This is a genomic window from Streptomyces sp. NPDC094448 (assembly GCF_044763775.1).
Lineage (GTDB): Bacteria > Actinomycetota > Actinomycetes > Streptomycetales > Streptomycetaceae > Streptomyces.
This window is the reverse complement of the sequence record NZ_JBIWGU010000001.1, coordinates 87,226-113,954: the sequence shown is the minus strand read 5'-3', so window position 1 is coordinate 113,954 and position 26,729 is coordinate 87,226. Positions and strand designations below refer to the sequence as shown.

Here is a 26,729-nt window from a genome sequence, read left to right as displayed (position 1 = left end):
CCCACCGCAAGCCCTAAAACTCACCAAAGTGGGCAACCTCCGGCAGGAACCCGCCAAAAGCGGCGCGGCCGGGGCGTGGTCCTTGCCGGGGAGTGGAAGCATGCGCACGGGACGTGCGGCCAGAAACCCACCGGACGAAAGCTGCGCACGCCCACGGGCCTGATCCACGAGGCCCCGTCCCCCGCACGGACACCACGATGGTCCGAGGAGAGAGTGACAATGACCGAGGCGACTCGGCATGCCCCCGGCACACCCTGCTGGGTGAGTCTGATGGTGCACGACCCCGACGCGACGACGGATTTCTACGGAAGGCTCTTCGGCTGGGAGTTCCACCCCGGCCCACAACAGCTCGGCCCCTACGTCCGCGCACTGCTCGACGGCAAGGAGGTGGCGGGCATCGGGCGGCTGCCCGCCGATCAGCGGCTGCCCGTCGCCTGGACGCCCTATCTGGCGGCCCCGGACGTGAACCGGACGGCGGAGGAACTGCGCTCCTGCGGCGGCACGGTCGGCGTGGGCCCGCTGGACGCCGAGGACGCGGGACGGCTGGCGATCGTCACGGACACCGCGGGCGCGGTGTTCGGACTCTGGCAGGCCGCCGGTCATCTCGGTATCGCGGCGCACGGCACCCACGGCACCCCGGTCTGGAACGAACTGGTGACCGCCGACACCTCCGCGGTCGTCAAGTTCTACCGGACGGTCTTCGGCTACGAGGAGCAGCGTGATCCGGCGGCGGACACCGACCGGACGACACTGATCGCGGACGGACGTCCGGTGGCCGCGGTGCGCGGCGTCGGCAGGGCCCTGCCGCGCGACCGCGGCTCCCACTGGGTGACCTGGTTCGAGGTCGACGACGTCGACACGGCCGTCGGACGGGTGGTGGAACTGGGCGGCCGGGTGGTCGAAGCACCGGCCGACGGGGTCCGGGGGCGCGCGGCGACCGTGGCCGATCCGGAGGGCGCGGTGTTCACCGTCGTCCGTACGGCAGGCTGATCCGGCAGTACGTCCGCCGGCCCCGGGCAGACCCGGGGCCGGCGGAGGTCAGCGTACGGGCGTGACCGGCTGATCCACCGGCAGCACGTCCGGGGAGAGCGCGGCGGCCCGCGCGCTCGCCGCCGTCATCCGGCGCCGGTGGTGGCGGCGGCACAGTACCTCGTATCCGACGACGTCCTCGTCGTATCCATTGACATCACCGACCACCACCTGCGCGCCTTCGACGACCATCCGGCCGCCGACGGTCCGGGCGTTGTGGGTGGCCCGCGCACCGCACCAGCACAGGGCCTCGACCTGGAGCACCTCCACCCGGTCCGCCAGCTCCACCAGCCGCTGCGAGCCGGGGAAGAGCTTGGAGCGGAAGTCGGTGGTGATACCGAAGGCGAAGACGTCCAGGTCCAGATCGTCCACGACCCGGGCCAGCTGGTCGATCTGGGCGGGCGTGAAGAACTGCGCCTCGTCGGCGATGACGTAGTCGCAGCGCAGCCCCGAGGAGAGCCGGTCGACGAGATAGGCGTAGAAGTCGAAGGCGTCCGGCGCCTCGACGGCATCGGTGACCAGACCGAGCCGGGAGGACAGCTTGCCCTGGCCTGCGCGGTCGTTGCGGGTGAAGATCATGCCCTGGAGGCCCCGGGCCGACCGGTTGTGCTCGATCTGGAGGGCGAGGGTGGATTTGCCGCAGTCCATGGTTCCGGAGAAGAACACCAGCTCGGACATGGGTGACTGAGGACCTTTCGGCAGTCGTGGAACAGGAGGGGAAGGCGGAACGGCGGCGGACCGGGGGGCGGGGCCGGGCGCGCCCGGCCGCAACGCGGCGTCCCGCACCGGAGCCGGATCCCGGGACCGGATCCCGGAGCCGGGCCTCGGCTCAGGATCGGATTTCGATCAGCGGTACGAGTTGCTCGGCGGGCGTCATCGAACCGTGCATCCCGGCCAGCGCGGACTCCAGGGGCTCCTGGACCGACGCGGTGATGGCGAGGTCCTCGCAGGCGGCGGCGACCACATCGCCGATCCGGCCCAGGACCCGCTCGTCGACGACCGGACCGAACCAGCCCGCCGCGATCGCCTCCTCCCGGCTCGCCACCCAGAACCGGTCGCCGAGGACCTCGCGCCAGACCGTCAGCACATCCGCCTCGGCACCGGGAACGGCGTAGACATGACGGGCCCGGCCCTCGCCGCCCAGCAGGGCGACCCCGGCGCGCAGCTCCCAGTCCTCGTCGAAGTCGATCCTCGACTCCTCGTCGAACGGCACGTCGATCATGCCGTGGTCGGCGGTGACATAGAGCGCGGTACGGCGCGGCAACTGCTCGGCGAGCCGCTGGACCAGCCGGTCCGCATGGGCGAGCTGTCCGCGCCAGGCGTCGGAGTCGACTCCGTAGCGGTGGCCCATTCCGTCGACGTCGCTGTAGTACGTGTAGACGAGGGAGCGGTCGCCGGCGGCGAGCTGCCCGGCCGCGAGATCCATCCGCTCCTCGCCGCTGAGCCTGCCGTGAAACGTTCCGCCGCTGAGCGCGATCCGGGTCAGCGGGGTGGTCTCGAAGAGGGGGGACGACACCTGGGCCGTATGGACCCCGGCCTCGTGGGCGCGTTCGAAGACGGTGGGGTGGGGCTGCCAGGCGTGCGGATCGGTGTACGGCTTCCAGCGGAGCTGGTTCATCAGGGCGCCGGTGGCGGGGTTGCGGACCGCATACCCCGGCAGTCCGTGCAGGCCCGGGGGGAGCCCGGTGCCGACGGAGGCCAGTGAGGTGGCCGTGGTCGCCGGGAATCCGGCGGTGATCGGCCGGCCCGTACCGCCGCGGGAGCTGTGCAGCAGGGAGTGGAGGTACGGGGCGTGCTCCGGGTGGCTGCGGATCTGCTCCCAGCCGAGGCCGTCGATCAGGAAGACGCAGACGCGGTCGGCCGGGACCAGTTCGGATATGGCCGCGGTGAAACCGGGCACGCCGAGCCCGGCGGCGAGCGTCGGCAGCAGATCGGCGAGGGACCCGGAGCCGTACTCGGGCACCGGCGCGCTGTTGACCGCCAGCGGCATCGGGTCGTCCGGCCAGAAGGCCGCCGTATCGGGCTGGACCATCAGCGGGAGGCCGCCGTCGGCGTGGCGGCGGTGGCCTCCGAGAGCGACTGGGCGAAGGCCAGCGTCTGGCGGACCGTGTCCGGGCCGTCGCCCGCCTCGCTGACCCGGAGGCTGAGGTCGTCGGCCGTGGAGTTGCCGGTGTAGCCGTGGTCGGCGTCGCAGTTCGGGTCGCCGCAGGCGGCGGGCTCCAGGTCGAGCCGGGAGACGGCGCCCCAGCCGATGGTGAGGACGACCTCGCGGGGCAGGGTGCCCGGGGTGTACGACTCGGGGTTGGCGACGACACGGCTGACCACGACGGAGGAGATCCGGTCCAGTTTGACCGACTCGGTGGACGTGGTGGCGTACGGCGTCGGGGAGCTGGAGTCGGCGGCCTGCTCATCGGTGTGGCTGACGATGAAGCGGTTGCACGTGAGGACCAGGACGGTCACATGGCGGCGGACCTCGTTGGCGTCGAACGTCGTCTCCTGGTGGACCAGGTACGAGACGATCCGCTCGCCGCCGACGGCCGCCTCCACCGCCTCTGCCACGAGAGCCGGGTAGTAGCCGCTGCGCTCGATCGCCGCGCGCAGCCCCTGGGTCGTCGTACCGGTCTTCGCCATGTGGTCCATCCTACGGGCCCCGGGGGGCGGCGGACGATCGTGGTGCCGAGCGGATGCTCAGTAGCTCGGAAGTCGGCGCGGGCCGAGATCGGTGGGTACCGGGGTGGACGCGAGCCGTACCGAGGCGCCGAGCACGGAGAGCCCCGCCGGGGACACGACCACCGGCTCCAGACCGACGCCGACGACCTCCGGATGGTCGTCCACCAGCCGTGACACGCGCAACAGCAGATGTTCGAGTGCGGTGGTGTCGACGGGGGCGGAGCCGCGCCAGCCGAAGAGGAGGGGGGCGGTACGGATGCTCCGGATCTGCCCGGCGGCATCCCGGTCGGTGACCGGAATCAGCCGGTGCGCGGTATCGCCGAGGAGTTCGGAGGCGACGCCCGCGAGCCCGAAGGAGAGATAGGGGCCGACGGCCGGGTCGACGACGGCGCGGACGACGGTGTCGACGCCGCGGGGGGCCATGGCCTGGACGACCGGCTGGAGCTCGACGGGCCGGCCGAGGAGTCGGGTCAGCTCCCGGTAGGCCCGGCGCAGCTGTGCCTCGCCGCCGAGGTCGAGCCGTACGCCCCCGAGGTCGGCGCGGTGCCGCAGGTGGGGGGCGGTGGTCTTGAGCGCCACGGGGTAGCCGAGCCGTTCGGCGGCGCGTACGGCTTCGTCGGGACCGGGCGCGGGGAGGGCGGGCTCGACCCGGATCCCGTAGGCGGCGAGCAGGGCGTGGGCGTCCCCGGGCGCGAGGGTGATGCCGCGCGCGTCGGCCTCACCGGCGAGCAGCCCTTCGATGAGTTCGGCGGCCCCGGATTCGTCGATGTCCTCGTATTCGGGGACCTTCCCGCCGGTGGCGGCCTCGCGCCGCCACTGCCCGTACTTGACGGCTTCGGCGAGCGCCCGCACGGCCCGCTCGGCGGCGGGATAGGCGGGGATTCCCGGCGCTCCGGCCACCGGCCCGGTTTCACCGGCGGAAACACCCGCCGGGCTCCCGGACCCGCCGCCGACCCGGCCGGCACCGGCGGAAGCGCTCGCCCCGGACCCGCCGCCGACCCGGCTTGCCCCGGGGGAAGGCGCCGGGGCACCGCCGTGCGCGGGCGGCCCGAAGGCCCCGGCACCCCGGCCATCCGCAGAGGGCCCGCCGCCCGAGGCGAACGCGCCCGTCAGGCCGCCCAGTTCGACCTGGACGACCACGACCGGCTTCCCGGGCGCGGCCGCGGCCGCCGCCCGCAGCGCACCGGCGAGTTCCTCGCCGTCGCCGGACTCGTCCGTACCGCTCTCGCGCACCCGGGGAATCGCGGTGACCACCACCGCGTCGCAGTCGTCGGCGGCGAGGGCCCGGACCAGAGCCGCCCGGAAGTGGGCGGGGGTGGCCGCCGTCGTCAGGTCGAGCGGCGGCAGCGGGCGCAGGCCCTCCGTCAGACAGGCGTCGTACGTGAGGAGGCCGAGGGACTCGGAGTTCCCGAGAATCGCCACGCGCGGCCCGCGGGGCAGCGGCCCGCCCGCCAGCAGAAGGCCGACGTCGACCAGCTCGGTCACCGTGTCGACCCGGATGACACCGGCCTGCCGGAGCAGCGCGTCGACGGCCGCGTCCGGGATCCTGGCGACCGGCACCGCGTGCCCCGGCGGTTCGCTGCCGCTGTGGCGGGCGCCCTTGACCACGACGACCGGCTTCACCGCGGCCGTGCGCCGGGCCAGCCGGGTGAACTTGCGCGGGTTGCCGATGGACTCCAGATAGAGCAGGGCGACATCGGTGTCCGGGTCCTCGTACCAGTACTGGAGGATGTCGTTGCCGGAGACGTCCGCCCGGTTGCCCGACGACACAAACGTTGACAGACCAGCGGGACCGGCCGGACCGGTGAGCCCGGCGGGAACCGCCCCGCCGGGGGCTCCCGTGCCGCGCCGGTGCAGCGCCGCCAGCAGCGCGATACCGATCGCCCCTGACTGGGTGAAGAGGCCGATCCGGCCGGGCGCCGGGGCGTACGGCGCCAGGGAGGCGTTGAGGCGTACCCCCTCCGCGTTGTTGATGACCCCGAACGAGTTCGGGCCGATGATCCGCATCCCGTACGAACGGGCCCGGCGCACCAGCTCGCGCTGGCGCGCCCGTCCGGCCGCCCCGCTCTCCGCGTACCCGGCGCTGAGCACGACCAGTCCGCGTACCCCGGCCTCGCCGCAGTCGGTGACGACGTCCGGCACCCGCTCGGCGGGCACCGCGACGACCGCGAGGTCCACCGGCGCCCCGGACTCCGTACCCTCCCGGCCCGCGATCTCGCGGACCGAGCGGTACGCGGGCACGCCGTCGATCTCCCGCCGGTCCGCGGGGAACGCCCGGTTCACCGCGTAGGTACGGCCCGTGTACCCCGCGGCGATCAGATCGTGCAGCACCGTCCGCCCCAGTCCCCCGGGCGCCCGGCCCACGCCGACGACCGCGACGCCGCGCGGTGCGAGGAGGCGCTGTACGGACCGGGCCTCGGCCCGGTGCTCACGGGCGCGCTGGACCGCGACGGACTCCGCGGTGGGTTCGAGGTCGAGGGTGAGATGGACCGTGCCGTCCTCGAAGCTGCGCCGCTGCGTGTATCCGGCGTCCCGGAAGACCTTGATCATCTTGTTGTTGGCGGGGAGCACCTCCGCGGCGAACCGGCGGATGCCGCGCTCCCGGGCGACGGCCGCGATGTGCTCCAGCATCGTCGAGGCGATCCCCCGCCCCTGGTGTGCGTCCTGGACCAGGAACGCCACCTCCGCGCCGTCGGCGGGCGCACTCGCGGGCCGTCCGGTGCGGTCGATCCGGTCGTAGCGGACGGTCGCGATGAACTCGCCCCCGACGGTGACGGCGAGCCCCACCCGGTCGACGAAGTCGTGGTGGGTGAAGCGGTGGACGTCCTTGGCCGAGAGCTGGGGGTAGGGCGCGAAGAAGCGGTAGTACTTCGACTCGTCCGACACCTGTCCGTAGAAGCTGACGAGCCGGTCGCCGTCCGCGGCGGTGATGGGCCGGATCCGGGCGGTCGCCCCGTCGCGCAGGACGACGTCGGCCTCCCAGTGGTCGGGGTAGGCATGCCCGGCCGGGGCCTGCCGGCCGGGCCCGGCCGGGCCTGGCTCCGGCAGCCCGGGGCCCGCCCCCGCCCCCGGTCCGTCGTCCCGGCCCTCGTCCCGCTCGGTCTGCATGGCAGAAAGCGTACGGCGGACCCGTGGAGCCCGGCGGGCTCGTCCCGGCGTTCGCCGGACGCAGCCGTCCGGTCACGGCTCGCGACGGGCGGCGGACCGGGGCAGTCTAGGGGTGCACGGGCCGGTCTCCGAGGCGGCACGAGCACCGGGGGTGCCGTGAGACACTGACCGGGAACTGGTCTAGACAACCACTGAATGTGAAGGGCAACACCATGGCTGAGCGCCGCGTCAACGTCGGCTGGGCCGAGGGCCTGCACGCCCGCCCCGCTTCCATCTTCGTCCGGGCCGCCACGGCTTCCGGTGTCCCGGTGACGATCGCCAAGGCCGACGGCTCCCCGGTCAACGCGGCCTCCATGCTCGCCGTGCTGGGCCTGGGTGCCCAGGGTGGCGAGGAGATCGTCCTCGCCTCCGACGCCGAGGGTGCGGACGCCGCCCTGGACAAGCTGGCGAAGCTCGTCGCCGAAGGGCTTGAGGAGCTTCCGGAGACGGTCTGAGGCGACTCCGCCGCACCGCCCGGCCGCGCCTCGCCGCGGTCCCGGGACTCGGGCGCCGATCCCCCGGCCGGGATCGGCGCCCGCTTCTTTTCCTGATGTACGCCGGACAGCACCGGGGAGCACCCTGTTCGCCGTAGCCGTCCGGGAAGCCCGAATACTTCCACGGGAATCCTGCTCGGGAATCTGCTCGGGAGTCCCGATGGAATCCCGACGGAATAATCCCGGGAAACACCACCGGCGCATCAACGGAATCCCGCCGGGACAGCGCCGGGACACCGTGTGATTCCCGGCGGGGAATAGCTCCCTGCTCTTTTCTACCGTGCCCGTGTTAAATGCGATCGCATCTTGTGTTGACGGAATGTTGCCGGGCTCCGGTTCAGCGGCGGACCGCGGCGCCCGCCCCGGCGGCCGACCCGGTCCCCGGTCCACCCGCCGGTCCGGTGTCCGGGCGCCCCGCTTCCCGCGCCGCGCAGCGCAGCCGGTAGGCGTCCGCCGCCCGCTCCATGTGCAGCGCCGCCAGCGCCCGCGCCCGCTCCGGGTCCCGCCGCCCCACGGCGTCCACGATCGCCCCGTGCTCGGCCCATGACTCCACGGGCCGCCGGGCCGCCGGCTCCACCGCGTACATCCAGGCGATCTTCCGGCGCAGCGGCAGCAGCAGCGCGATCAGCCCGGAGCCCGCGGACGCCTGGGCGAGCGTCTCGTGGAACCAGCCGTCCAGCGACCGCAACTCCCCCACCTGGCCACGGGCCGCCCGCTCCTGTCCGAGCCGGACCAGACCGCGCAGCACCTTCAGATGCCCCTCCGTACGGTGCCGGGCGGCCCGGGCCGCCGCCAGCGGCTCCAGCAGCGCCCGGATCTCCAGCAGATCGGCCGCCTCCTGCTCGGTCGGTTCGGCGACACAGGCACCCGCATGGCGCCGGGTGGTCACGAAGCCCTCCGACTCCAGGGTCCGCAGCGCTTCCCGCACCGGCACCCGGGAGACCCCGTACCGCCGGGCGAGCTGCTCCTCCGCCAGCCGGCCGCCGCGCGGGAAGACCCCGGAGACGATGTCGTCGCGAATCGCCCTGCAGACCGATTGCGCGGGAACCCGCATACCCGTACCTCCGCTGTGATCCGGACGAAGCGACGGAATGCAGCCGCTCGTATTTACCGGAAGACTCTATGCCAGGCGCACGGATATTCCGACAGCCTCCGATAAACCGCCGATATCTTCCGGCCACGGGAATCACGGGACGGCGGCTCCGGAACGCGCAGTGCCCCGGCGCCGGGCGCCGGGGCACTGCGAAAACCAGCAAAAGCAGACGGGAAAGCCGAGAAGCGGCTGCACCCGATCCGAGGGGCCCGGGGCGGGCCCGGGAGGTCAGACCCGGACGCCCTTGCCGCGCAGATACGCGACCGGGTCGACGTCCGAGCCGTATTCCGCGCCGGTGCGGACCTCGAAGTGGAGGTGCGCGCCGGTGGAGTTCCCGGTGGAGCCCGCGCGGCCGATCTGCTGGCCGGGCATCACGGTCTGCCCGGCAGTGACGGAGAGCGACGACAGATGCGCGTACTGGGTGTACGAACCGTCGCGCATCTCGATGACGACGTTGTAGCCGTAGGCCCCGCCCCAGCCCGCCTCTACGACGGTGCCCGCGCCCACGGACACGATCTTCGTCCCGGTCGAGGCGTGGAAGTCGATACCGGTGTGCGTACCGGAGGACCAGAGCGCGCTGTTGGCCCGGTAGGAGGTGGTGACGCCCGAACCCTCGACGGGCGCCGTCCAGGTGTTGAGCAGCCGCTTGCGCTCGGCGTCCCGGGCGGCGCGCTCACGGGCCTCGCGTTCGGCCTCGGCCCGCGCCTCGGCCTCGCGCTTGGCCTCCGCCTCCGCCTGGGCGCGGGCCACGGCCTGCTGCTTCTGGGCGTGGGCCTGGTCGGCGACCTGGCCGGAGAGCGAATCGGACGCGGAGAGCGGCTGGAGGGTGCCGGGCTGCTCGGCGGCGAGGATCTGAAGGGTGCCCGTGTCCTCGGCGCTCAGGGTGCCCGGGTCGCCGTTCTGCTCCCGGCCGTCGCCGTCGGAGGCGAACGCGGGGGCGGCGAGGGTGCCGATGACGCCGGTGGTGGCGAGGGTGGCGGCTCCGGCGATGCTCGCGCTGCGGCGCGTCATCCGGCTCGGGCCACGGTGCTTCCCACTGGTTCGGGCAAACGCCATGGAGAGGCTGGTCCTTTCCTTCCTTCTCGCCTACCGGGTTAGCTGACGGGTTCGGAGAGAGGAAGGTCTCCTACGGCTCCTCCACGGGCTGCGGAGGGTCCGATTCACCCCGGTGGGGACATGGGTCCCCGGCTCCCCAGGGCTCGCGCCCGGCGGGGACTCGGCGATGGCTGTCCGTGCCGCGGTTTGCGGCGCCTGCAGGCGAACAGCCGGATCGACGCTAGGCGGACGGCATGTCGATCACCAAACAAACGGGCTTCTTTGTTGCTCATGCCACAGCCCATGCCGGTCAACTTCCCACCAAAACGGACAGCTGACGGAGCGGAGCCCCGGGCGCGGCGCACCAACGCGCAACGCCCGGGGCTCCGCCCGTACCACCGGCACCGCCGGACCACGCGCCGCGGGGGCCGGACCGACCGGCCCGGCCCACCTGCGCGGCTGCCGGTCCGTCAGCCCTTCACCACCGTCACTTCCCCGATGCCCAGCGCCCGGACGGGCCCGGCGATCTCGGAGGCATCACCGACGAGTACGGTCACCAGCCGGTCCACCGGGAACGCGCTGACGACCGCCGCGGTCGCCTCGACCGTCCCGGTCTGGGCCAGACGGGCGTACAACTGCCCCTGGAAGTCGTCGGGAAGGTGCTGCTCCACCTGGTCCGCGAGGGTGCCCGCGACGGATGCCGCCGTCTCGTACCGCAGCGGGGCGACTCCGACGAGGTTCTGTACGGCGACATCGCGCTCGGCGTCCGTCAGTCCCCCTTCGGCGAGGGTGCGCAGAACCTGCCAGAGGTCCTCCAGCGCCGGGCCGGTGTTGGGCGTGTCGACCGAGCCGCTGATGCCCAGCAGCGCGGCGCCCGAACCGTCCGGGGCGGAGCACAGCACCTGTGCGAAGGCCCGGACCCCGTAGGTGTACCCCTTCTCCTCGCGGAGCACCCGGTCGAGCCGGGAGGTGAGGGTGCCGCCGAGGCAGTACGTGCCGAGCACCTGGGCCGGCCAGACCCGGTCGTGCCGGTCGGCGCCGATCCGGCCGATGAGCAGTTGGGTCTGGACCGCGCCCGGCCGGTCCACGATGATCACGCGGCCGCTGTCGTCGGCGGTGATCTCCGGCTGCGGGCGGGCCGCCACCGTATCGCCCTGCCAGGTGCCGAGGGTCTCCGCGAGCAGCGCGTCGAGGTCCGTGCCGGTCAGATCGCCGACGACGACCGCCGTGGCGGTCGCGGGCCGCACATGGGCCTCGTAGAACGCCCGGACCCCGGCGGAGTCGATCCGGGCCACGGTCTCCTCGGTCCCCTGCCGGGGGCGGGACATCCGCAGCGACGCCGGGAAGAGGCTGCGGTACAGCTCCTTGGCGGCGCGGCGGCCCGGGTTGGCCGTCTCGTGCGGGATCTCGTCCAGCCGGTTCCGGACCAGCCGCTTGATCTCGCCGTCGTCGAACGCGGGCGCGCGCAGCGCCTCGGCGAGCAGCCCGAGGGCCTTGGGCAGCCGGGAGACCGGCACCTCCAGGGAGACCCGGACCCCGGGGTGGTCGGCGTGGGCGTCGAGGGTGGCGCCGCAGCGCTCCAGTTCGGCGGCGAACTCCTCGGCGGACCGTTTGTCGGTGCCCTCGGACAGGGCCCTCGCCATGATCGTGGCGATGCCGTCCAGACCGTCGGGCTCGGCGCCGAGGGGCGCGTCGAGGTTGATCTCCACCGCCACGACCTGCTGGCCGGGGCGGTGACAGCGCAGCACGGTCAGGCCGTTGGGCAGCGTCCCGCGGTCGGGGGCCGGGAAGGCCCACGGGGTGGGCTCCCCGGAGGCGGGCCGGGGGTGGAAGTCCATCGTGATCAGCGGCTCGGTGGCGTCGGTCACTGGTCCGCCCCCTCTTCTGCGTCGTTGTCGTTGCGGTCGGCGGCGACGGCGTCCGTCCCGGCCTCGGTGCCGGGCACCGGTTCGTACACCAGCACCGCCCGGTTGTCGGGGCGCAGCCGCGCCGCGGCGATCTCGCGCACCTCGTCGGCGGTGACGGAGAGCACCCGCTGGACGGCCGTGAGGGCGAGCTGCGGGTCGCCGAAGAGGACCGCGTAGCGGCAGAGTTCGTCGGCGCGGCCCGCGACCGTGCCCAGCCGGTCCAGCCACTCGCGCTCCAGCTGGGCCTGGGCCCGCTCCATCTCCTCGTCCGTCGGCCCCTCGGCGGCGAACCGCGCCAGCTCCTCGTCGACGGCGGCTTCGATCTGCGCCACCTCGACCCCGCCGGACGTCTTCACGTCCAGCCAGCCCAGCGACGGCGCCCCGGCCAGCCGCAGCAGTCCGAAACCGGCCGCGACGGCGGTCTGGTCCCGGCGCACCAGCCGGTTGTGGAGCCGGGAGGACTCCCCGCCGCCGAGGACGGTCAGGGCGACGTCGACGGCGTCGCATGCGCGGCTGCCGTCGTGCGGGAGGCGGTAGGCGGCCATCAGCGCGCGGGCGGGCACGTCCTCCTCGACGACCTCGCGCAGCTGCCGCCCCATGACGTCGGGCAGGGCGCCGTCGCGCGGCGGCTGCTTGCCGTCGTGGGAGGGGATGGAGCCGAAGTACTTCTCGACCCAGGCGAGGGTCTGCTCCGGGTCGATGTCGCCGACGACCGACAGCACCGCGTTGTTCGGCGCGTAGTAGGTGCGGAAGAAGGCGCGGGCGTCCTCCAGGGTCGCCGCGTCGAGATCCGCCATGGAGCCGATGGGCGTGTGGTGGTACGGGTGGCCCTCCGGGTAGGCGAGGGCGGTCAGCTTCTCGAACGCGGTGCCGTACGGAACGTTGTCGTACCGCTGGCGGCGCTCGTTCTTCACGACGTCCCGCTGGTTCTCCATCGACTCGTCGTCGAGGGCGGCCAGCAGGGAGCCCATGCGGTCCGCCTCCAGCCAGAGCGCCAGCTCCAGCTCATGGGTGGGCATGGTCTCGAAGTAGTTGGTGCGCTCGAAGCTGGTGGTGCCGTTGAGCGAGCCGCCGGCGCCCTGGACCAGTTCGAAGTGGCCGTTCCCCTGCACCTGCTTCGACCCCTGGAACATCAGGTGCTCGAAGAGGTGGGCCAGACCGGTGCGGCCCTTCACCTCGTGGCGCGAGCCCACGTCGTACCAGAGGCAGACCGCGGCGACCGGGGTCAGGTGGTCCTCGGAGAGCACCACGCGCAGGCCGTTGGCCAGGCGGTGCTCCGTAGCTGTCAGGCCGCCAGAACCGGCCTGCGCTGTGGCCGTGTGACCCATGGGCATGTACGTCCCTTCGATCGCGATGCTGTAGCTGGTCCCCCCAGGACTGCCACTGTATGCAAGCGCGCTGACAGGTGGCGAAGTTCCCGCCCGTCCGCTAGTTCGCGCTGGGCGAAGTCACGGCGCGCGGGCCCGCCGCGGAGCGCGCCGCCGTGCGCCCGCGCGGGGGCGTGTTCGCGGGGGGTGGTCGGGGTTGTCGGTGCCACGGTCCACAATGGTCGGCATCAGAACCCGACCGGTCGTGAAGGAGCAGGAGCCGCGATGGCCCGCCGCAGCACCAAAACCCCGCCGCCCGATGATTTCGAGGAGCGGATCCTCGACATCGACGTCGTCGACGAGATGCAGGGCTCCTTCCTCGAGTACGCGTACTCGGTCATCTACTCCCGGGCCCTGCCGGACGCCCGCGACGGAATGAAGCCGGTGCAGCGCCGGATCGTCTACCAGATGAACGAGATGGGGCTGCGCCCGGACCGCGGCTATGTGAAGTGCGCCCGGGTCGTCGGTGAGGTCATGGGCCGCCTCCACCCCCACGGCGACCAGTCGATCTACGATGCGCTGGTGCGGATGGCGCAGCCCTTCTCCATGCGCCTCCCCCTGGTCGACGGCCACGGGAACTTCGGCTCTCTCGGCAATGACGACCCCCCGGCCGCCATGCGGTACACCGAATGCCGGATGGCCGACGCGACGTCCCTGATGACCGAGTCCATCGACGAGGACACGGTCGACTTCGCGCCGAACTACGACGGCCAGGAGCAGGAGCCGGTGGCGCTCCCCGCCGCGTATCCGAACCTCCTGGTCAACGGCGCTTCCGGGATCGCGGTCGGAATGGCGACGAATATGCCGCCGCACAATCTGGGCGAGGTCGTCGCGGCCGCGCGCCATCTGATCCGCCACCCGGGCGCCGATCTGGAAACCCTCATGCGGTATGTGCCGGGGCCCGATCTGCCGACCGGCGGCCGGATCGTGGGCCTGGCGGGCATCCGCGACGCGTACGAGACCGGCCGGGGCACGTTCAAGATCCGGGCCACTGTGACCGTGGAGGACGTCACTCCCCGCCGCAAGGGCCTGGTCGTCACCGAACTGCCGTTCACCGTCGGCCCCGAGAAGGTCATCGCCAAGATCAAGGACCTGGTGGGCGCCAAGCGGCTCCAGGGCATCGCGGACGTCAAGGACCTGACCGACCGGGCCCATGGGCTCCGCCTCGTCATCGAGGTCAAGAACGGCTTTGTGCCCGAGGCCGTGCTGGAGCAGCTCTACAAGCTGACGCCGATGGAGGAGTCCTTCGGCATCAACAACGTCGCACTGGTCGACGGCCAGCCGCTGACGCTGGGGCTGAAGGAGCTGCTGGAGGTCTATCTCGACCACCGTTTCACCGTGGTGCGGCGGCGCAGCGAGTTCCGCCGGAGCAAGCGGCGCGACCGGCTGCATCTGGTGGAGGGCCTGCTGACCGCCCTCGTCGATATCGACGAGGTGATCCGGCTCATCCGCTCCAGCGAGAACTCGGCGCAGGCCAAGGAGCGCCTGATGGCGCGGTTCTCGCTCTCCGAGATCCAGACGCAGTACATCCTGGACACCCCGCTGCGCCGGCTCACCAAGTTCGACCGGATCGAGCTGGAGAGCGAGCGGGACCGGCTCACCGCCGAGATCGACGAGCTGACCGCGATCCTGGAGTCGGACGCGGAGCTGCGGAAGCTGGTCTCCGCCGAACTGGCCGCGGTGGGCAAGAAGTACGCCACGGAGCGGCGGACGGTGCTGCTGGAGTCGGCGGCCGTCCAGGTCGCCGCGGTGCCGCTGGAGGTCGCGGACGACCCCTGCCGGGTGCTTCTGTCGTCGACGGGCCTGCTGGCCAGGACGGCGAGCGGCGATCCGCTGCCGGAGCCGGCCGAGAAGCGGGCCAGGCACGATCTGATCGTCTCGTCGGTCGCGGCGACCGCGCGCGGCGATATCGGTGTGGTGACCTCCGCCGGTCGGCTGCTGCGGCTGGCGGTCATCGACCTGCCGCAGCTGCCGCAGACCGCTTCGGCGCCGAACCTCTCCGGCGGCGCGCAGCTCTCCGAGTTCCTGTCGCTGGAGACGGACGAGACCGTGGTCTGTCTGACGACCCTCGCGGAGGACTCCCCCGGACTGGCCCTCGGCACCGTCCAGGGCGTGGTCAAGCGCGTGGTGCCGGACTATCCGGCGAACAAGGACGAGCTGGAGGTGATGACCCTCAAGGACGGCGACCGGATCGTCGGCGGCGCCGAACTCCGCAGCGGCGAGGAGGATCTGGTCTTCATCACCTCCGACGCCCAGTTGCTGCGCTTCCAGGCCTCGCAGGTCCGTCCGCAGGGCCGGGCCGCGGGCGGTATGGCCGGCATCAAGCTGGGGCAGGGCGCCGTGGTGCTGTCGTTCGCCGCGGTCGATCCGGCGGCGGACGCGGTGGTGTTCACGGCGGCCGGTTCGACCGGTGCCCTGGACGATTCGGTGACCACGGTGAAGCTGACCCCGTTCGACCAGTACCCCCGCAAGGGACGGGCCACCGGCGGGGTGCGCTGCCAGCGGTTCCTGAAGGGCGAGGACGTGCTGCTGCTGGCCTGGGCCGGCGGGGCCCCGGCCCGCGCGGCCCAGCAGAACGGCACACCCGCCGCGCTGCCCGACCCGGACCCGCGCCGGGACGGATCGGGGACCCCGCCGGTGTCGTCCGTCGCGGTGCTGGCGGGCCCGCCGCGCTGATCCCCCGGCAGTGCGCCGGGGGTACGGGCCGGGGCCGGCCCGTACCCCCCGCCGCCCTGGCTGGCGCTGTGACGGGCCGGACGGGATCTGTCGGACACGGCCTAGCGGTAGCCCGCGTACGACTCGTCGGGCTCCTGATACTCCTCGGTGGTGTGGGCGGCGGCGCCGGTGCCGTCGGAGGGGTCCGCGGGCTCCGGGACGTACCGCAGCACACCCCACATGCTCCGTTCGTCGGGTGCCGCGTCCGTTCCGGTGCGCCGGGCCGTCTCCAGCCCGCCGAGCAGGGCGGGGCCGTCGATCCCGGCGCCGATGAGCACGAGATCGGTGCGGCGCGGGGCGCCTTTGGGCCAGGGCTCGGGGGTGAAGCGCAGAAAGCGGCCGACGGCGTGGATCGTGTACCGGTGGTCCGGGTCGGCGGGCCCGAAGTCCACGTACCCCTTGATCCGGTAGAGGCCGCCGGGGCGGGAGTCGAGCAGGTCGAGCAGGCGCCGGGGGTGCATCGGCCGGTGCGCGGTGAAGGCGACGGACTCGTAGGCGGCGTGCAGATGGGTACCGTGATCAGCCCCGTCGCCCTGTTCGTGCTCGTCGTGGAGGAGATCGTCGAAGGCGAGCTGTCCGACGCGTTCCGAGGCGGGCCGGGGTTCGAAGAACAGCTCGGGGTCGACCCGCCCGTACACCGATTCGACGACGGCCGCGCCCGGCCCGAGCCGGGTCCCGATCGCCGCCCGCAGCTTCTCCCGCTCGCCGCCGTCGATACGGTCGGTCTTGTTGAGCACCACCAGATCGGCGATCCCGAGATGGCGGTCCAGCTCCGGATGCCGCTCGCGGGTGGCACCGTACTCGGCCGCGTCGACGACCTCGACCAGCCCGCCGTAGACGATCCGCTCGTTCTCGCTGGCCAGCAGCATCCGGACGAGTTCCTGCGGTTCGGCGAGGCCGCTGGCCTCGATGACGATCACATCGAGGCGGGCGGCGGGCCGGGTGAGCCGTTCCAGGAAGACGTCCAGTTCGCTCGCGTCGACGGCGCAGCAGAGGCAGCCGTTGCCCAGGGAGACCGTGGAGTCCCCGAGCTGCCCGGCCACCGTCATGGCGTCGATCTCGATGGACCCGAAGTCGTTGACGATCGCCCCGATCCGGGTGCCGCGGGAGCTGCGCAGCAGATGGTTGAGGAGGGTCGTCTTCCCGGAGCCGAGGAATCCGGCGAGGACCAGGACGGGGATCCGCCCGGCGGCCGGGCCTTCCTGAGGACTCGGTTCGGTCGGGCTCACGCGTAGGTCACCTGGGCTCTCCATCCGCCCCTGACGGATAGCGGAGTCTGGTTCGGGGGCGTGCGGGCCGGTACGGCGTCCCGCGCCCATGGCCGCGGGGCGTCGCGGGCCCGCCGGGCCCCAAGAATAGGCCCGCCGCCGGGGCCCGGCCGGGGCGGTCCCGGAGAACAGAGCCTTATTTCCACATATACAGACTTCTGGTCGGATGTGTCCTGAGTCCCATCATGGGAACGTTTCCCGAATGCCCTGGTGCCCCGTACCGTTTCTTTCCATGAGCAACGACCGCTACACCCCCCATCGCCGGCGCCGCCTCGGCTGGCCCCAGCGGGTGTTTTCGCAGGTCCTGCTAATGCAGCTGCTGATCGCCACCGGGGTCACCGTGCTGGCGACCGGGCTCTTCCTGGCGCCGCTCAGTGCCCAGCTCGACGACCAGGCCATGCGCCGGGCCCTGGCGATCGCCCAGACCACGGCCTCCCCGGAGATCGCCGACAAGCTCCTCGGCAGCCGCCCGACCCCCGACGGGCCGGTCCAGGCCGAAGCGGAGCGGATCCGCCGGGCGACCGATGCCGAATACATCGTGATCATGGGATTGACCGGGGTGCGCTGGTCGCACACCTCCACCGGGGAGATCGGCCGGGTCGTCTCGACCGACCCCAGCCGCGCGCTCGCGGGCGACGAGGTGATGGAGATCGACAGCGGTACCCTCGGCCGCTCGGCCCGGGGCAAGGTGCCGCTGCGCGACAGCCACGGCGATATCGTCGGCGCGGTCTCGGTCGGTATCGAGTACGACAGCGTCCGCGACCGGCTGTTCTCGGCGATCCCCGGTCTGGTGGCCTATGCGGGCGGAGCGCTCGCCGCGGGCGCCATCGCGGCCTATCTGATCTCCCGCAGGCTCCAGAAGCAGACGCACGATCTGGCCTTCTCCGATATCTCGGCCCTGCTCGCCGAGCGGGAGGCCATGCTCCACGGCATCCGTGAAGGGGTGGTGGCGCTGGACGCCTCGGGCCGGGTGCGGCTGATGAACGACGAGGCCCAGCGGCTCCTCGGCCTGGCGTCCGACGGCAGGGGGCTCCCGCTGGAGCAGGTGCTGGGCGAGGGCCGGACGGCCGATGTGCTGACCGGCCGGGCCACCGGCGTCGATCTGGTGACCGTCCGCGGCCATCGGGTGCTGATCGCCAACCGGATGCCCACCGACGACGGCGGTGCGGTCGCCACCCTGCGCGACCGCACCGAGTTGGAGCGGCTCGGCCGTGAGCTGGACTCGACCCGCGGTCTCATCGACGCCATGCGTGCGCAGGACCATGAGCACGCCAATCGGATGCACACCCTGCTGGGTCTGCTGGAGCTGGAGATGCACGACGAGGCGGTGGAGTTCGTGAACGAGGTGGTCGGCGTGCACCGGGCCACCGCGGAGCAGGTCACCGAGAAGGTGCACGATCCGCTGCTGGCATCCCTCCTGGTCGGCAAGGCGGCGGTGGCCGCGGAGCGGGGCGTCTCCCTGACCATCGCGCCGGAGACCCTGCTGCCCGACCGGGTGGTGGAGCCGCGCGAGCTGGTCACGGTGGTCGGCAATCTGGTCGACAACGCGATGGACGCGGCCGCCGGGTCCGAGGACGCATGGGTCGAAGTGGAGCTGTACGCGGAGGGCAGCACGACCGTGCTGCGGATCACCGACAGCGGGCCGGGCGTCCCTCCCGAGCACCGGGAGCAGATCTTCACCGAGGGCTGGTCCACCAAGGAGCTGCCCGCCCATGGAAAGCGCGGACTGGGCCTGGCGATGGTGCGCCGGCTCGCGGAGCGACAGGGTGGCCATATCGAGGTACGCGAGGCACCCGGCGGCGGCGCCGAGTTCATCGTCGTCCTCCCCGAGGCGCTGTCCGAACTGGCCGAACCCGGCGAGAACCCACCCGTCGCCGCCGGGGAGCTGCGATGACCGGCGCCACCACGGCGGAGACCGCTCCGGCCGGCCCCGAGATCACGATCGACGTCCTCGTCGTGGACGACGACGTCCGGGTCGCCGGAATCAATGCTGCCTATGTCGCCAAGGTGCCCGGTTTCCGGGTCGCGGCCACCGCCCACTCCGCCGCCGAAGCCGTCGCCCGGATCACCGAATCCCCGGTGGACCTGGTGCTGATGGACCACTATCTGCCCGACGGCAACGGCCTCGCGGTCGTCCGCGAACTGCGCCGGCTCGGCCGCCAGACGGACGTGATCATGGTGACGGCGGCCCGTGACGTGGCCACCGTACAGGCGGCGATGCGCCACGGCGCGCTCCAGTATCTGGTGAAGCCGTTCAACTTCGCCGGTCTGCGCACCAAACTGGAGGCGTACGCCGGACTCCGCCGCGCCCTGCGCCGGGGCGGCGAGGCGGAACAGGCCGAGGTGGACCGGATCTTCGGCGCGCTGTCGGCCGGCGCGATCGCCCCCGACCTGCCCAAGGGCCACTCCCGTACCACCGCCGAGGTGGTCCGGCAGGTGCTGCTCGCCGCCGACGGACAGCTCTCCACCCAGGACATCGCCGACCGGGCGGGCATCAGCCGCCAGACCGCACAGCGCTATCTGAAGCTGCTGGAGCGCACCGACCGCGTACGGCTGAGCCTGAAGTACGGCGAGACCGGCCGCCCGGAACACCTCTACGAATGGTCCCCCGGCACCTGACCACCCACCGCCCCGCCCCCGGTAGCGGCCCCGTCCCGCCGCGGCTCCGAGCGGCCCGGCCCCGGACAGCGCCCGAGGCCCCTGGCCGTCCGATCCCGTTGCGATCCCGTTCCCGGGAATGCGCCAGGGGGCCCGGAGGGGGCGGAATCCTCGACTCCGCCCCCCGGAACCCCCGGGCCGGTGCACCGCTCAGGCGTCGATACGCGAACGGTCCAGCGTAGCCGCGGAGCTGGTGATGAACTCCTTGCGCGGCGCGACCTCGTTGCCCATCAGCAGGTCGAAGACCTGCTCGGCGGCGTCCAGATCGCCGATGTTGATCCGGCGCAGCGTGCGGTGCCGCGGGTCCATCGTGGTCTCGGCCAACTGGTCGGCGTCCATCTCGCCCAGACCCTTGTAGCGCTGCACGGAGTCCTTGAAGCGGATGTTCTTGCGCTGGAACTCCAGCAGCGTCTGCCGCAGCTCGTTGTCCGAGTAGGTGTAAACGTACTTGTCCTGGCCCTTCTTGGGCTGGACCAGCTCGATCCGGTGGAGCGGCGGCACCGCGGCGAAGACCCGCCCCGCCTCCACCATCGGCCGCATATAACGCTGGAAGAGCGTGAGCAGCAGACACCGGATATGGGCGCCGTCGACATCGGCGTCCACCAGCAGCACGATCTTGCCGTACCGGGCGGCGTCGAGATCGAAGGTCCGGCCCGACCCGGCTCCTATGACCTGGATGATCGCACCGCACTCGGCGTTCTTGAGCATGTCGGAGACCGACGACTTCTGTACGTTGAGGATCTTGCCCCGGATCGGCAGCAGCGCCTGGAACTCACTGTTCCGCGCGAGCTTGGCCGTACCGAGCGCGGAGTCGCCCTCGACGATGAAGAGTTCGCTGCGCTCCACGTCGTCGCTGCGGCAGTCGGCGAGCTTCGCGGGCAGCGACGAAGTCTCCAGTGCCGTCTTCCGGCGCTGCGCCTCCTTGTGCTGACGGGCCGCGATCCGGGTCCGCGCGGCGGCCACGGCCTTCTCCAGCACGGCCCTGGCCTGCGCCTTCGCATCGCGCTTGGTGGAGGTCAGAAAGGCCTTCAGCTCCTTGGCCACCACATTGGCCACGATCCGGTTGGCCGCCGACGTCCCCAGGACCTCCTTGGTCTGCCCTTCGAACTGCGGTTCGGCCAGCCGGACCGTGACGACCGCGGTGAGGCCTTCGAGGGCGTCGTCCTTGACGATGTCGTCCTCGGCGACCCTCAGCAGCTTGGCCGAGCGGAGCACCTCGTTCACCGTCTTGGTCACGGACCGTTCGAACCCGGTGACGTGCGTACCGCCCTTGGGCGTGGCGATGATGTTCACAAAGGACCGGACCGTGCTGTCGTAGCCCGTGCCCCAGCGCAGGGCGATATCGACGCCGAGTTCCCGGGTGACCTCGGTGGGAGTCATATGTCCGCGCTCGTCGAGCACGGGCACGGTCTCCTTGAAGGTGCCCTGCCCGGTCAGCCTCAGCACGTCGCATACGGCCTTGTCCTGCGCGAGGTACTCGCAGAATTCGCTGATGCCCCCGTCGAAGCGGAAGATCTCCTGGCTCTTCCCCTGGCCCTCCAGGTCCCGCTCGTCGCGGACGACGATCGTCAGCCCGGGTACCAGGAACGCGGTCTGCCGGGCGCGCTGGTGCAGCGTCTCCAGCGAGAGCTTCGCCTCCTTGAGGAAGATCTGCCGGTCGGCCCAGTACCGCACCCGGGTGCCGGTACGGGTCCTGGGGACGCGCTTGCCCTTGCGCAGCCCGTTCCCCGGGTCGAAGGGCGCCTCGGGTCCCTGTTCGGTGAAGATTCCGGGCACTCCGCGGCGGAAGCTGATGGAGTGCGTGGCGCTGTTGCGGTCGACCTCGACGTCCAGCCGTGCGGACAGCGCGTTGACCACGGAGGCGCCGACACCGTGCAGACCGCCGGACGCCGCGTAGGAACCGCCGCCGAACTTTCCGCCGGCGTGCAGTTTGGTCATGACGACCTCGACCCCGGACAGACCCGTCTTGGGCTCGACGTCGACCGGGATGCCCCGGCCGTTGTCGTGGACCTCGACCGAGCCGTCGTCGTGGAGGATGACCTCGATATGGTCGCAGTAGCCGCCGAGAGCCTCGTCGACCGAATTGTCGATGATCTCCCAGAGGCAGTGCATCAGACCGCGGCTGTCGGTCGATCCGATGTACATGCCGGGGCGCTTGCGGACCGCTTCGAGACCCTCCAGGACGAGGAGATGCCGCGCTGTGTAGTTGGAGCCGTCACGCTCCGCTGTCAGCAAAGCTGTGGACGGCCCGGACTTTTCGGCGGTCACGCGGTTCGCTCCTCGCTGAATTTCAGATGTGGCCCAGTGGGGTAAGGGCCCGGCGTCGGTCGCCGGTCAGAGGGTACCGAGCCCTGATAGAGCCGTTGTAACGCCACCCTCGGGTTTTCCCGCCCCCGCCCATTATCGCACGGGTGTTCGATAGCCCGATGAGGTGACGTGAACATCACGTTCCCTTCCAGGCATGAACCATTTAGGCTCCGGGCACGTCCTCATGAACACCGGCAACCCAGCCGGGAGGGCCGGACCGAGACAAGCAACGCGAAACCCGTAGAGCACAGCAATACGGCTCATTCGCCGCCACCTGGTAGCAGACAGCCACCTCGGAAGGAACTTTCGAGGAAAAGCCCCGAGCGGGAACGTTTTCGGCCTGGTTGGATGTTGACCCTGGTACGACAGCTCGTCGAGCTAGAGAAGAGGCGACGTGACTACTGTTCTGACACCCGCGAGCCCGCTGACGGCCGCTGACCGCTGCGACCGCTGCGGCGCCCAGGCATACCTGCGCGTCGTACTGACCAGCGGCGGTGAACTGCTCTTCTGCGCCCACCACGGACGCAAGTTCGAGCCGGAACTCAAGAAGATCGCCGCGGAAATACAGGATGAGACCGACCGACTCACGGCCGTGCCGGCCGGTGCCGGGCAAGAGGATCACTGACACCTCGCATCCACGACGAGCCAAGGCCGGTCCAGGACCGACCGACGGGCGGTCACCCCTCATCGGCAGGGGTGACCGCCCGCTCGTGTTCCCTGACCCCCTCCCCCCGTGAACACGCCGCACGTCCCGTCGCCGGGACGGATTTCCCGCGCTCCCGGCGGCCCTGCGGCGGCCGAGGACAACGCAGCACGGGAACGCCCTCCCCGGGCTCCGCCCGGAGGTGCCCCCACCCGGGGCCTCAAGGCCCCGGGGAAGCACGGCGGCCGGGTACACCCCCAGCGGCAGCCGGAGGAGGCATGCGCCTTGCGACGGCCCGCCCCCGGGGTACCGCCGACCGCAGGGCCGGGGGAGCCGCAGGCACGGCTGCTTTGCGGATACGGCCTACGGCAGGCGGACGGCCGAGACCCGGGTGTAGACCCCCGGGCTGTCCGCCCTCCCGCAGCCGCTCCCCCAGGACACCAGCCCGATCAGCTTCCCCCGGGCCACCAGCGGCCCTCCGCTGTCCCCCTGGCAGGCGTCGTGGCCGCCCCGGGGGTCTCCGGCGCAGAGCATCGTGGCGGCGTCGTAGCGGCCGCTCAGCCCTCCTGGATAGGCCGTCCGGCAGTTCCGGTCCGCCAGGACCGTGACATCGGCCGCGCGCAGCGCGGTGGCATAGCTGCCGTCGCCCTTGGTATCGCCCCAGCCGAAGACCGTGGCCGCCGTCCCCGGTACGTACGCCTCGTCCCCCTCGGCCGCGACCGGAATCACCCGGGAATCCGGCAGCGCCTCCGCCAGGGTCAGCAGGGCCAGGTCCGAACCGTTGGTCCGGGGGTTGTACGCGGGAGAGACCCAGCTCCCGCTGACCGCGACCTCCTGCCCGTCCGACGCGGTCAGCTCCGTCCGCCCGACGATCACCCGCAGATCCCGCACCTGGCTCACCTCGCCGCCGAGCACCGTCCGGCTCAGACAGTGCGCCGCGGTCATGACCTTGGTCGGCGCGATCACCACGCCCCCGCAGAACTGGCCCGAGCGCGTTCCACCGAACCGGTCACGGCTGGCGAGCGCCACGACCCACGGCGTATCCGACACCCGTACCGGAAAACCGCCCACGACGACGCTGTCGGCCACCGCGGGGACCGGCTCCGCCAGGGGCGCCATGCCTCCGGCAGCGGCGAGGGCAAGCGTTCCGGTCAGGGCTCGGACGAGAAGAGGGCGCATACGGTCTCCTGACTCTGCGTGAGTGACGTCCACTCAGCGTCAGTCAGCGAGCCGTCCGGCGCACCCTCGCGCCACACCCTGTTGACGCACAGATGTCCGTTCGAACGGAATATGCCGCCTTCCAGCAGTGGAAGCGGACCTCCCGCCCGGGGTACGGCGAAGGGCCCGGCCCCCCGGAAGGGGGCACGGGCCCTGGTGACGCCGTCGGACCGGAACCAGCCGGTTCCGCTCCGCTCCGGTCCGCTCTAGTCGAGGTAGTCGCGGAGCACCTGCGAGCGCGACGGGTGGCGCAGCTTCGACATCGTCTTGGACTCGATCTGCCGGATCCGCTCCCGGGTGACCCCGTAGACCTTGCCGATCTCGTCGAGCGTCTTCGGCTGGCCGTCGGTGAGGCCGAAGCGCATCGAGACCACACCGGCCTCACGCTCGGAGAGGGTGTCGAGCACGGAGTGCAGCTGCTCCTGAAGGAGCGTGAAGCTGACCGCGTCCGCGGGCACGACGGCCTCGGAGTCCTCGATCAGATCACCGAACTCGCTGTCGCCGTCCTCGCCCAGCGGAGTGTGCAGGGAGATCGGCTCGCGGCCGTACTTCTGGACCTCGATGACCTTCTCGGGGGTCATGTCGAGTTCCTTGGCCAGCTCCTCCGGGGTGGGCTCGCGGCCCAGGTCCTGGAGCATCTGGCGCTGTACCCGGGCCAGCTTGTTGATGACCTCGACCATATGCACCGGGATGCGGATCGTGCGCGCCTGGTCGGCCATGGCGCGGGTGATCGCCTGCCGGATCCACCAGGTGGCGTACGTCGAGAACTTGTAGCCCTTGGTGTAGTCGAACTTCTCCACGGCGCGGATCAGGCCCAGGTTGCCCTCCTGGATCAGGTCCAGGAAGAGCATGCCGCGGCCGGTGTAGCGCTTGGCGAGCGACACCACCAGCCGGAGGTTGGCCTCCAGGAGGTGGTTCTTGGCCCGGCGGCCGTCCTCGGCGATGATCTCCAGCTCGCGCTTGAGCTTGGGCGCCAGCTTGTCGGAGTTGGCGAGCTTGTCCTCGGCGAAGAGACCGGCCTCGATGCGCTTGGCCAGCTCCACCTCCTGCTCGGCGTTGAGGAGGGGGACCTTGCCGATCTGCTTCAGATAGTCCTTCACCGGGTCGGCCGTGGCACCGGCGACCGCGACCTGCTGCGCGGGCGCGTCGTCCTCGTCCTCGTCCGACAGGACGAAGCCCTTGCTCTCGCCCTCGGCCTCTTCGTCGTCCTTGCCGCCGGGCTGGACGTCGTCGAGCAGCTCTTCGCCGTCGACCGGCTCGTCGGCGTCCTTCTTGGCCGCGGTCTTCTTGGCCGCGGTCTTCTTCGCGGCAGTCTTCTTCGCCACCGTCTTCTTCGCGGCGGCCTTCTTGGCCGCCGCCTTCTTGGCAGGCGCCGTCGCGGCCTCGTCGCCGGTCTGCGCGTCCACGGTCTCGGCCGCCGCGGCCGCGGCGACGGTCTTCGTCGTGACGGTCTTGGCGGCGACGGTCCTGGTGGCGGTGCGCTTCGCCGGGCTCTTCGCAGCGACGCTCTTGCGCGAGCGTTTGGGCGACTCCGCGGCACTGACCATCAGCGTCACACCCTCTTCCTCGAGGATCTGGTTGAGGCTGCGCAGAACGTTCTTCCACTGGGTTGGCGGAATCTGGTCGGCCTCGAAGGCCCGCCGCACGTCATCGCCGGCGATCTGCCCATCAGCCTTTCCCCGCTCGATGAGCGCCATCACGGATTCGGACTCGGCGATCTCCGGCGGGAGCGTACGGGATGTGCTGGCCGACACGAACAACCTCTCGGAACGATGGAAACGGCTTCCGGCTCAGCCCATGATCGGGCCGGAGCCGACGACCACCGGGCTGCGGATGTGCCGGTGGCGCGGGCGGAACACACCTCGGAACAGAACAGCGCCGCCAACGGCTGCCGTATTCCCTCCTCGGCTGTCACCTCTTAGGTCATCGCACGGTTTCAAGGAGCGTTACGCCCAATCCACGTGGCCCGAGTCACACCCCAAGAAGGATGAACCGGATAGATCGGATGTTCTACGCACAACCGTGCCGCCGGACTCCCGTGGAATCCGGCGGCACGTGCACATCCGGGCACGGCGTGCGTACGCCTCCGTGCGCCCGGCCCTGCGGCCGGGCGTTCAGTGCTCACGCGGCGCGGGCACCACGCGTTCCACCTCCGGGTGGACGGTGAGCAGTTGCCTCATGGCCGATTCGGCGGCGGCTGCGTCGCCGGCGGCGAGGGCGTCGACGATCCGGGCGTGGTGGGCGAGGGAGACCTCATTGGGGCGGTCACAGCCGGTGACGGGGCCGCCCGACACCTGGAGCGCGGCGGAGACGATCCCGGAGAGGTGCTCCAGCATGCGGTTACCGGCGAGCTGGATGAGCAGGGTGTGGAACTCGGCGTCGGCCCGGGAGAAGGTGATCCCGTCGCCCTGGGCAAGGGCGTGTCCCATGATTTCCACCATGTCGCCGAGCCGCTGCTGGACGTCCTCGCGTCCGTGTCCCGCGGCCAGACGGGCGGCGAGGGGCTCGATGGTCCACCGCAGTTCGCACAGCTCCCGGCGCTGGTCGTCGCGCTGGGGGCCGAAGGCACGCCACTCGATGATGTCGGGGTCGAGCAGATTCCAGTCGCTGACCGGCCGGACCCGGGTGCCGACGTTGGGCCGGGCACTGACCAGCCCCTTGGCCTCCAGGACCCGCAGCGACTCGCGGACGACGGTCCGGGAGACCTCGAACCGCTGGCCGATCTCCTCCGGGACGAGCGGCCGGTCCGCCCCCAGATCGCCGGAGACGATCATCTGGCCGAGCTGCTGAACGAGTTGGCCGTGCAGTCCACGGCCCCGGCTGCCTGCCGCACGGCGCCCGGCCCGGCCCAGCTCGGTGTCCGGGCCGTCCCACGCGGGAGGCGCGACGCGCTCGGCGGCGTGCGGCTCCGGGTAGGAGTATCGGTCGAGTTCGCCCGGACCGGCGAGGCCGGAGTCGGCGGGGCGGGCGGTCATCATGGTCTGCGCAAGGGTACTCACGCATCCTTTGTCGGCGCGGCTTTCGCGGGCCTTGAGGTCTTTGGTGAAAAGCACACGAAAGGGTGATCGGCGCTTCCCCCACAATTGACGACTTATCGGATAGAAGTGGCTATTTCTCCGAGTGCTGTCGATCCGATCAGCGGATCATCGCAAGGATGGTCGGATCGCCTCCGGCCGCG

The 26,729-nt window shown here is 71.6% G+C and carries 19 protein-coding genes and 1 riboswitch; of the genes, 6 read left to right on the top strand and 13 right to left on the bottom strand.

Annotation, left to right across the window (positions count from 1 at the left end):
* The first annotated feature begins 219 nt into the window (after nt 1–219).
* The gene (locus tag ACIQ9E_RS00415) at nt 220–990 is read left to right on the top strand and encodes a VOC family protein (RefSeq protein ID WP_403699631.1); all 771 of its coding nucleotides are present in this window, start codon (nt 220–222) and stop codon (nt 988–990) included.
* 48 nt (nt 991–1,038) lie between these two features.
* Here the strand turns inward: ACIQ9E_RS00415 and ACIQ9E_RS00410 are convergent, their stop codons facing one another.
* From ACIQ9E_RS00410 to ACIQ9E_RS00395, 4 genes are all read right to left on the bottom strand, one after another.
* Nucleotides 1,039–1,707 carry a thymidine kinase gene (locus ACIQ9E_RS00410; protein ID WP_403699628.1) on the bottom strand — a complete coding sequence of 223 codons (669 nt, stop codon included), beginning with the start codon at nt 1,705–1,707 and terminating at the stop codon, nt 1,039–1,041.
* 151 nt (nt 1,708–1,858) lie between these two features.
* Complete coding sequence (locus ACIQ9E_RS00405) at nt 1,859–3,061, bottom strand: alkaline phosphatase family protein (RefSeq protein ID WP_403699625.1); 1,203 nt, start codon at nt 3,059–3,061, stop codon at nt 1,859–1,861.
* A complete protein-coding gene (locus tag ACIQ9E_RS00400; protein ID WP_403699622.1) occupies nt 3,061–3,660 on the bottom strand; it encodes a DUF5998 family protein in 600 nt (199 codons plus the stop codon). Before ACIQ9E_RS00400 ends, ACIQ9E_RS00405 begins: the two co-directional genes overlap by 1 nt.
* A gap of 57 nt (nt 3,661–3,717) precedes the next feature.
* Nucleotides 3,718–6,807 (bottom strand): GNAT family N-acetyltransferase, encoded by a 3,090-nt coding sequence (locus ACIQ9E_RS00395; protein ID WP_403699619.1) that lies wholly within the window; start codon nt 6,805–6,807, stop codon nt 3,718–3,720.
* 212 nt (nt 6,808–7,019) lie between these two features.
* Between ACIQ9E_RS00395 and ACIQ9E_RS00390 the strand changes: the two genes are divergently transcribed.
* A complete protein-coding gene (locus ACIQ9E_RS00390; RefSeq protein WP_040913891.1) occupies nt 7,020–7,301 on the top strand; it encodes an HPr family phosphocarrier protein in 282 nt (93 codons plus the stop codon).
* 376 nt (nt 7,302–7,677) lie between these two features.
* Here ACIQ9E_RS00390 and ACIQ9E_RS00385 read toward each other — a convergent pair whose 3' ends face one another.
* From ACIQ9E_RS00385 to ACIQ9E_RS00370, 4 genes are all read right to left on the bottom strand, one after another.
* Nucleotides 7,678–8,394, bottom strand: a complete 717-nt coding sequence (locus ACIQ9E_RS00385) for a GntR family transcriptional regulator (RefSeq protein WP_403699616.1) — start codon at nt 8,392–8,394, stop codon at nt 7,678–7,680.
* 267 nt (nt 8,395–8,661) lie between these two features.
* Nucleotides 8,662–9,489: a M23 family metallopeptidase gene (locus tag ACIQ9E_RS00380; protein WP_403699613.1), complete on the bottom strand. Its 828-nt coding sequence runs from the start codon at nt 9,487–9,489 to the stop codon at nt 8,662–8,664.
* 12 nt (nt 9,490–9,501) lie between these two features.
* A riboswitch (cyclic di-AMP (ydaO/yuaA leader) is annotated at nt 9,502–9,665 on the bottom strand.
* Nucleotides 9,666–9,938: 273 nt separating this feature from the next.
* Entirely contained in the window at nt 9,939–11,306 is a 1,368-nt protein-coding gene (locus ACIQ9E_RS00375; RefSeq protein ID WP_403701245.1) for a M16 family metallopeptidase, read from the bottom strand.
* 26 nt (nt 11,307–11,332) lie between these two features.
* Complete coding sequence (locus ACIQ9E_RS00370; RefSeq protein WP_403699611.1) at nt 11,333–12,703, bottom strand: M16 family metallopeptidase; 1,371 nt, start codon at nt 12,701–12,703, stop codon at nt 11,333–11,335.
* A 264-nt stretch (nt 12,704–12,967) separates the two neighbouring features.
* On the opposite strand from ACIQ9E_RS00370, the gene ACIQ9E_RS00365 reads away from it, so the two are divergent.
* Nucleotides 12,968–15,418: a DNA topoisomerase (ATP-hydrolyzing) subunit A gene (locus ACIQ9E_RS00365; RefSeq protein WP_403699608.1), complete on the top strand. Its 2,451-nt coding sequence runs from the start codon at nt 12,968–12,970 to the stop codon at nt 15,416–15,418.
* 101 nt (nt 15,419–15,519) lie between these two features.
* On the opposite strand, the gene ACIQ9E_RS00360 is transcribed toward ACIQ9E_RS00365, so the two are convergent.
* Nucleotides 15,520–16,710: a CobW family GTP-binding protein gene (locus ACIQ9E_RS00360; RefSeq protein WP_403699605.1), complete on the bottom strand. Its 1,191-nt coding sequence runs from the start codon at nt 16,708–16,710 to the stop codon at nt 15,520–15,522.
* A 247-nt stretch (nt 16,711–16,957) separates the two neighbouring features.
* Between ACIQ9E_RS00360 and ACIQ9E_RS00355 the strand changes: the two genes are divergently transcribed.
* The gene (locus tag ACIQ9E_RS00355) at nt 16,958–18,619 is read left to right on the top strand and encodes an ATP-binding protein (protein WP_403699602.1); all 1,662 of its coding nucleotides are present in this window, start codon (nt 16,958–16,960) and stop codon (nt 18,617–18,619) included.
* Complete coding sequence (locus ACIQ9E_RS00350; RefSeq protein WP_403699599.1) at nt 18,616–19,344, top strand: response regulator; 729 nt, start codon at nt 18,616–18,618, stop codon at nt 19,342–19,344. Before ACIQ9E_RS00355 ends, ACIQ9E_RS00350 begins: the two co-directional genes overlap by 4 nt.
* Nucleotides 19,345–19,533: 189 nt before the next feature.
* On the opposite strand, the gene ACIQ9E_RS00345 is transcribed toward ACIQ9E_RS00350, so the two are convergent.
* Nucleotides 19,534–21,651, bottom strand: coding sequence for a type IIA DNA topoisomerase subunit B (locus tag ACIQ9E_RS00345; RefSeq protein WP_403699596.1), 2,118 nt, complete (start codon nt 21,649–21,651; stop codon nt 19,534–19,536).
* A gap of 433 nt (nt 21,652–22,084) precedes the next feature.
* Between ACIQ9E_RS00345 and ACIQ9E_RS00340 the strand changes: the two genes are divergently transcribed.
* Nucleotides 22,085–22,315, top strand: coding sequence for a hypothetical protein (locus tag ACIQ9E_RS00340; RefSeq protein ID WP_006346139.1), 231 nt, complete (start codon nt 22,085–22,087; stop codon nt 22,313–22,315).
* Nucleotides 22,316–22,696: 381 nt separating this feature from the next.
* Here the strand turns inward: ACIQ9E_RS00340 and ACIQ9E_RS00335 are convergent, their stop codons facing one another.
* The 3 genes from ACIQ9E_RS00335 to ACIQ9E_RS00325 form a co-directional block, all read right to left on the bottom strand.
* Nucleotides 22,697–23,512: a S1 family peptidase gene (locus ACIQ9E_RS00335; protein WP_403699593.1), complete on the bottom strand. Its 816-nt coding sequence runs from the start codon at nt 23,510–23,512 to the stop codon at nt 22,697–22,699.
* Nucleotides 23,513–23,757: 245 nt separating this feature from the next.
* Nucleotides 23,758–25,305 (bottom strand): RNA polymerase sigma factor, encoded by a 1,548-nt coding sequence (locus ACIQ9E_RS00330; protein ID WP_403699590.1) that lies wholly within the window; start codon nt 25,303–25,305, stop codon nt 23,758–23,760.
* 360 nt (nt 25,306–25,665) lie between these two features.
* Entirely contained in the window at nt 25,666–26,550 is an 885-nt protein-coding gene (locus ACIQ9E_RS00325) for a FadR/GntR family transcriptional regulator (protein WP_403699587.1), read from the bottom strand.
* Nucleotides 26,551–26,729: the final 179 nt, after the last annotated feature.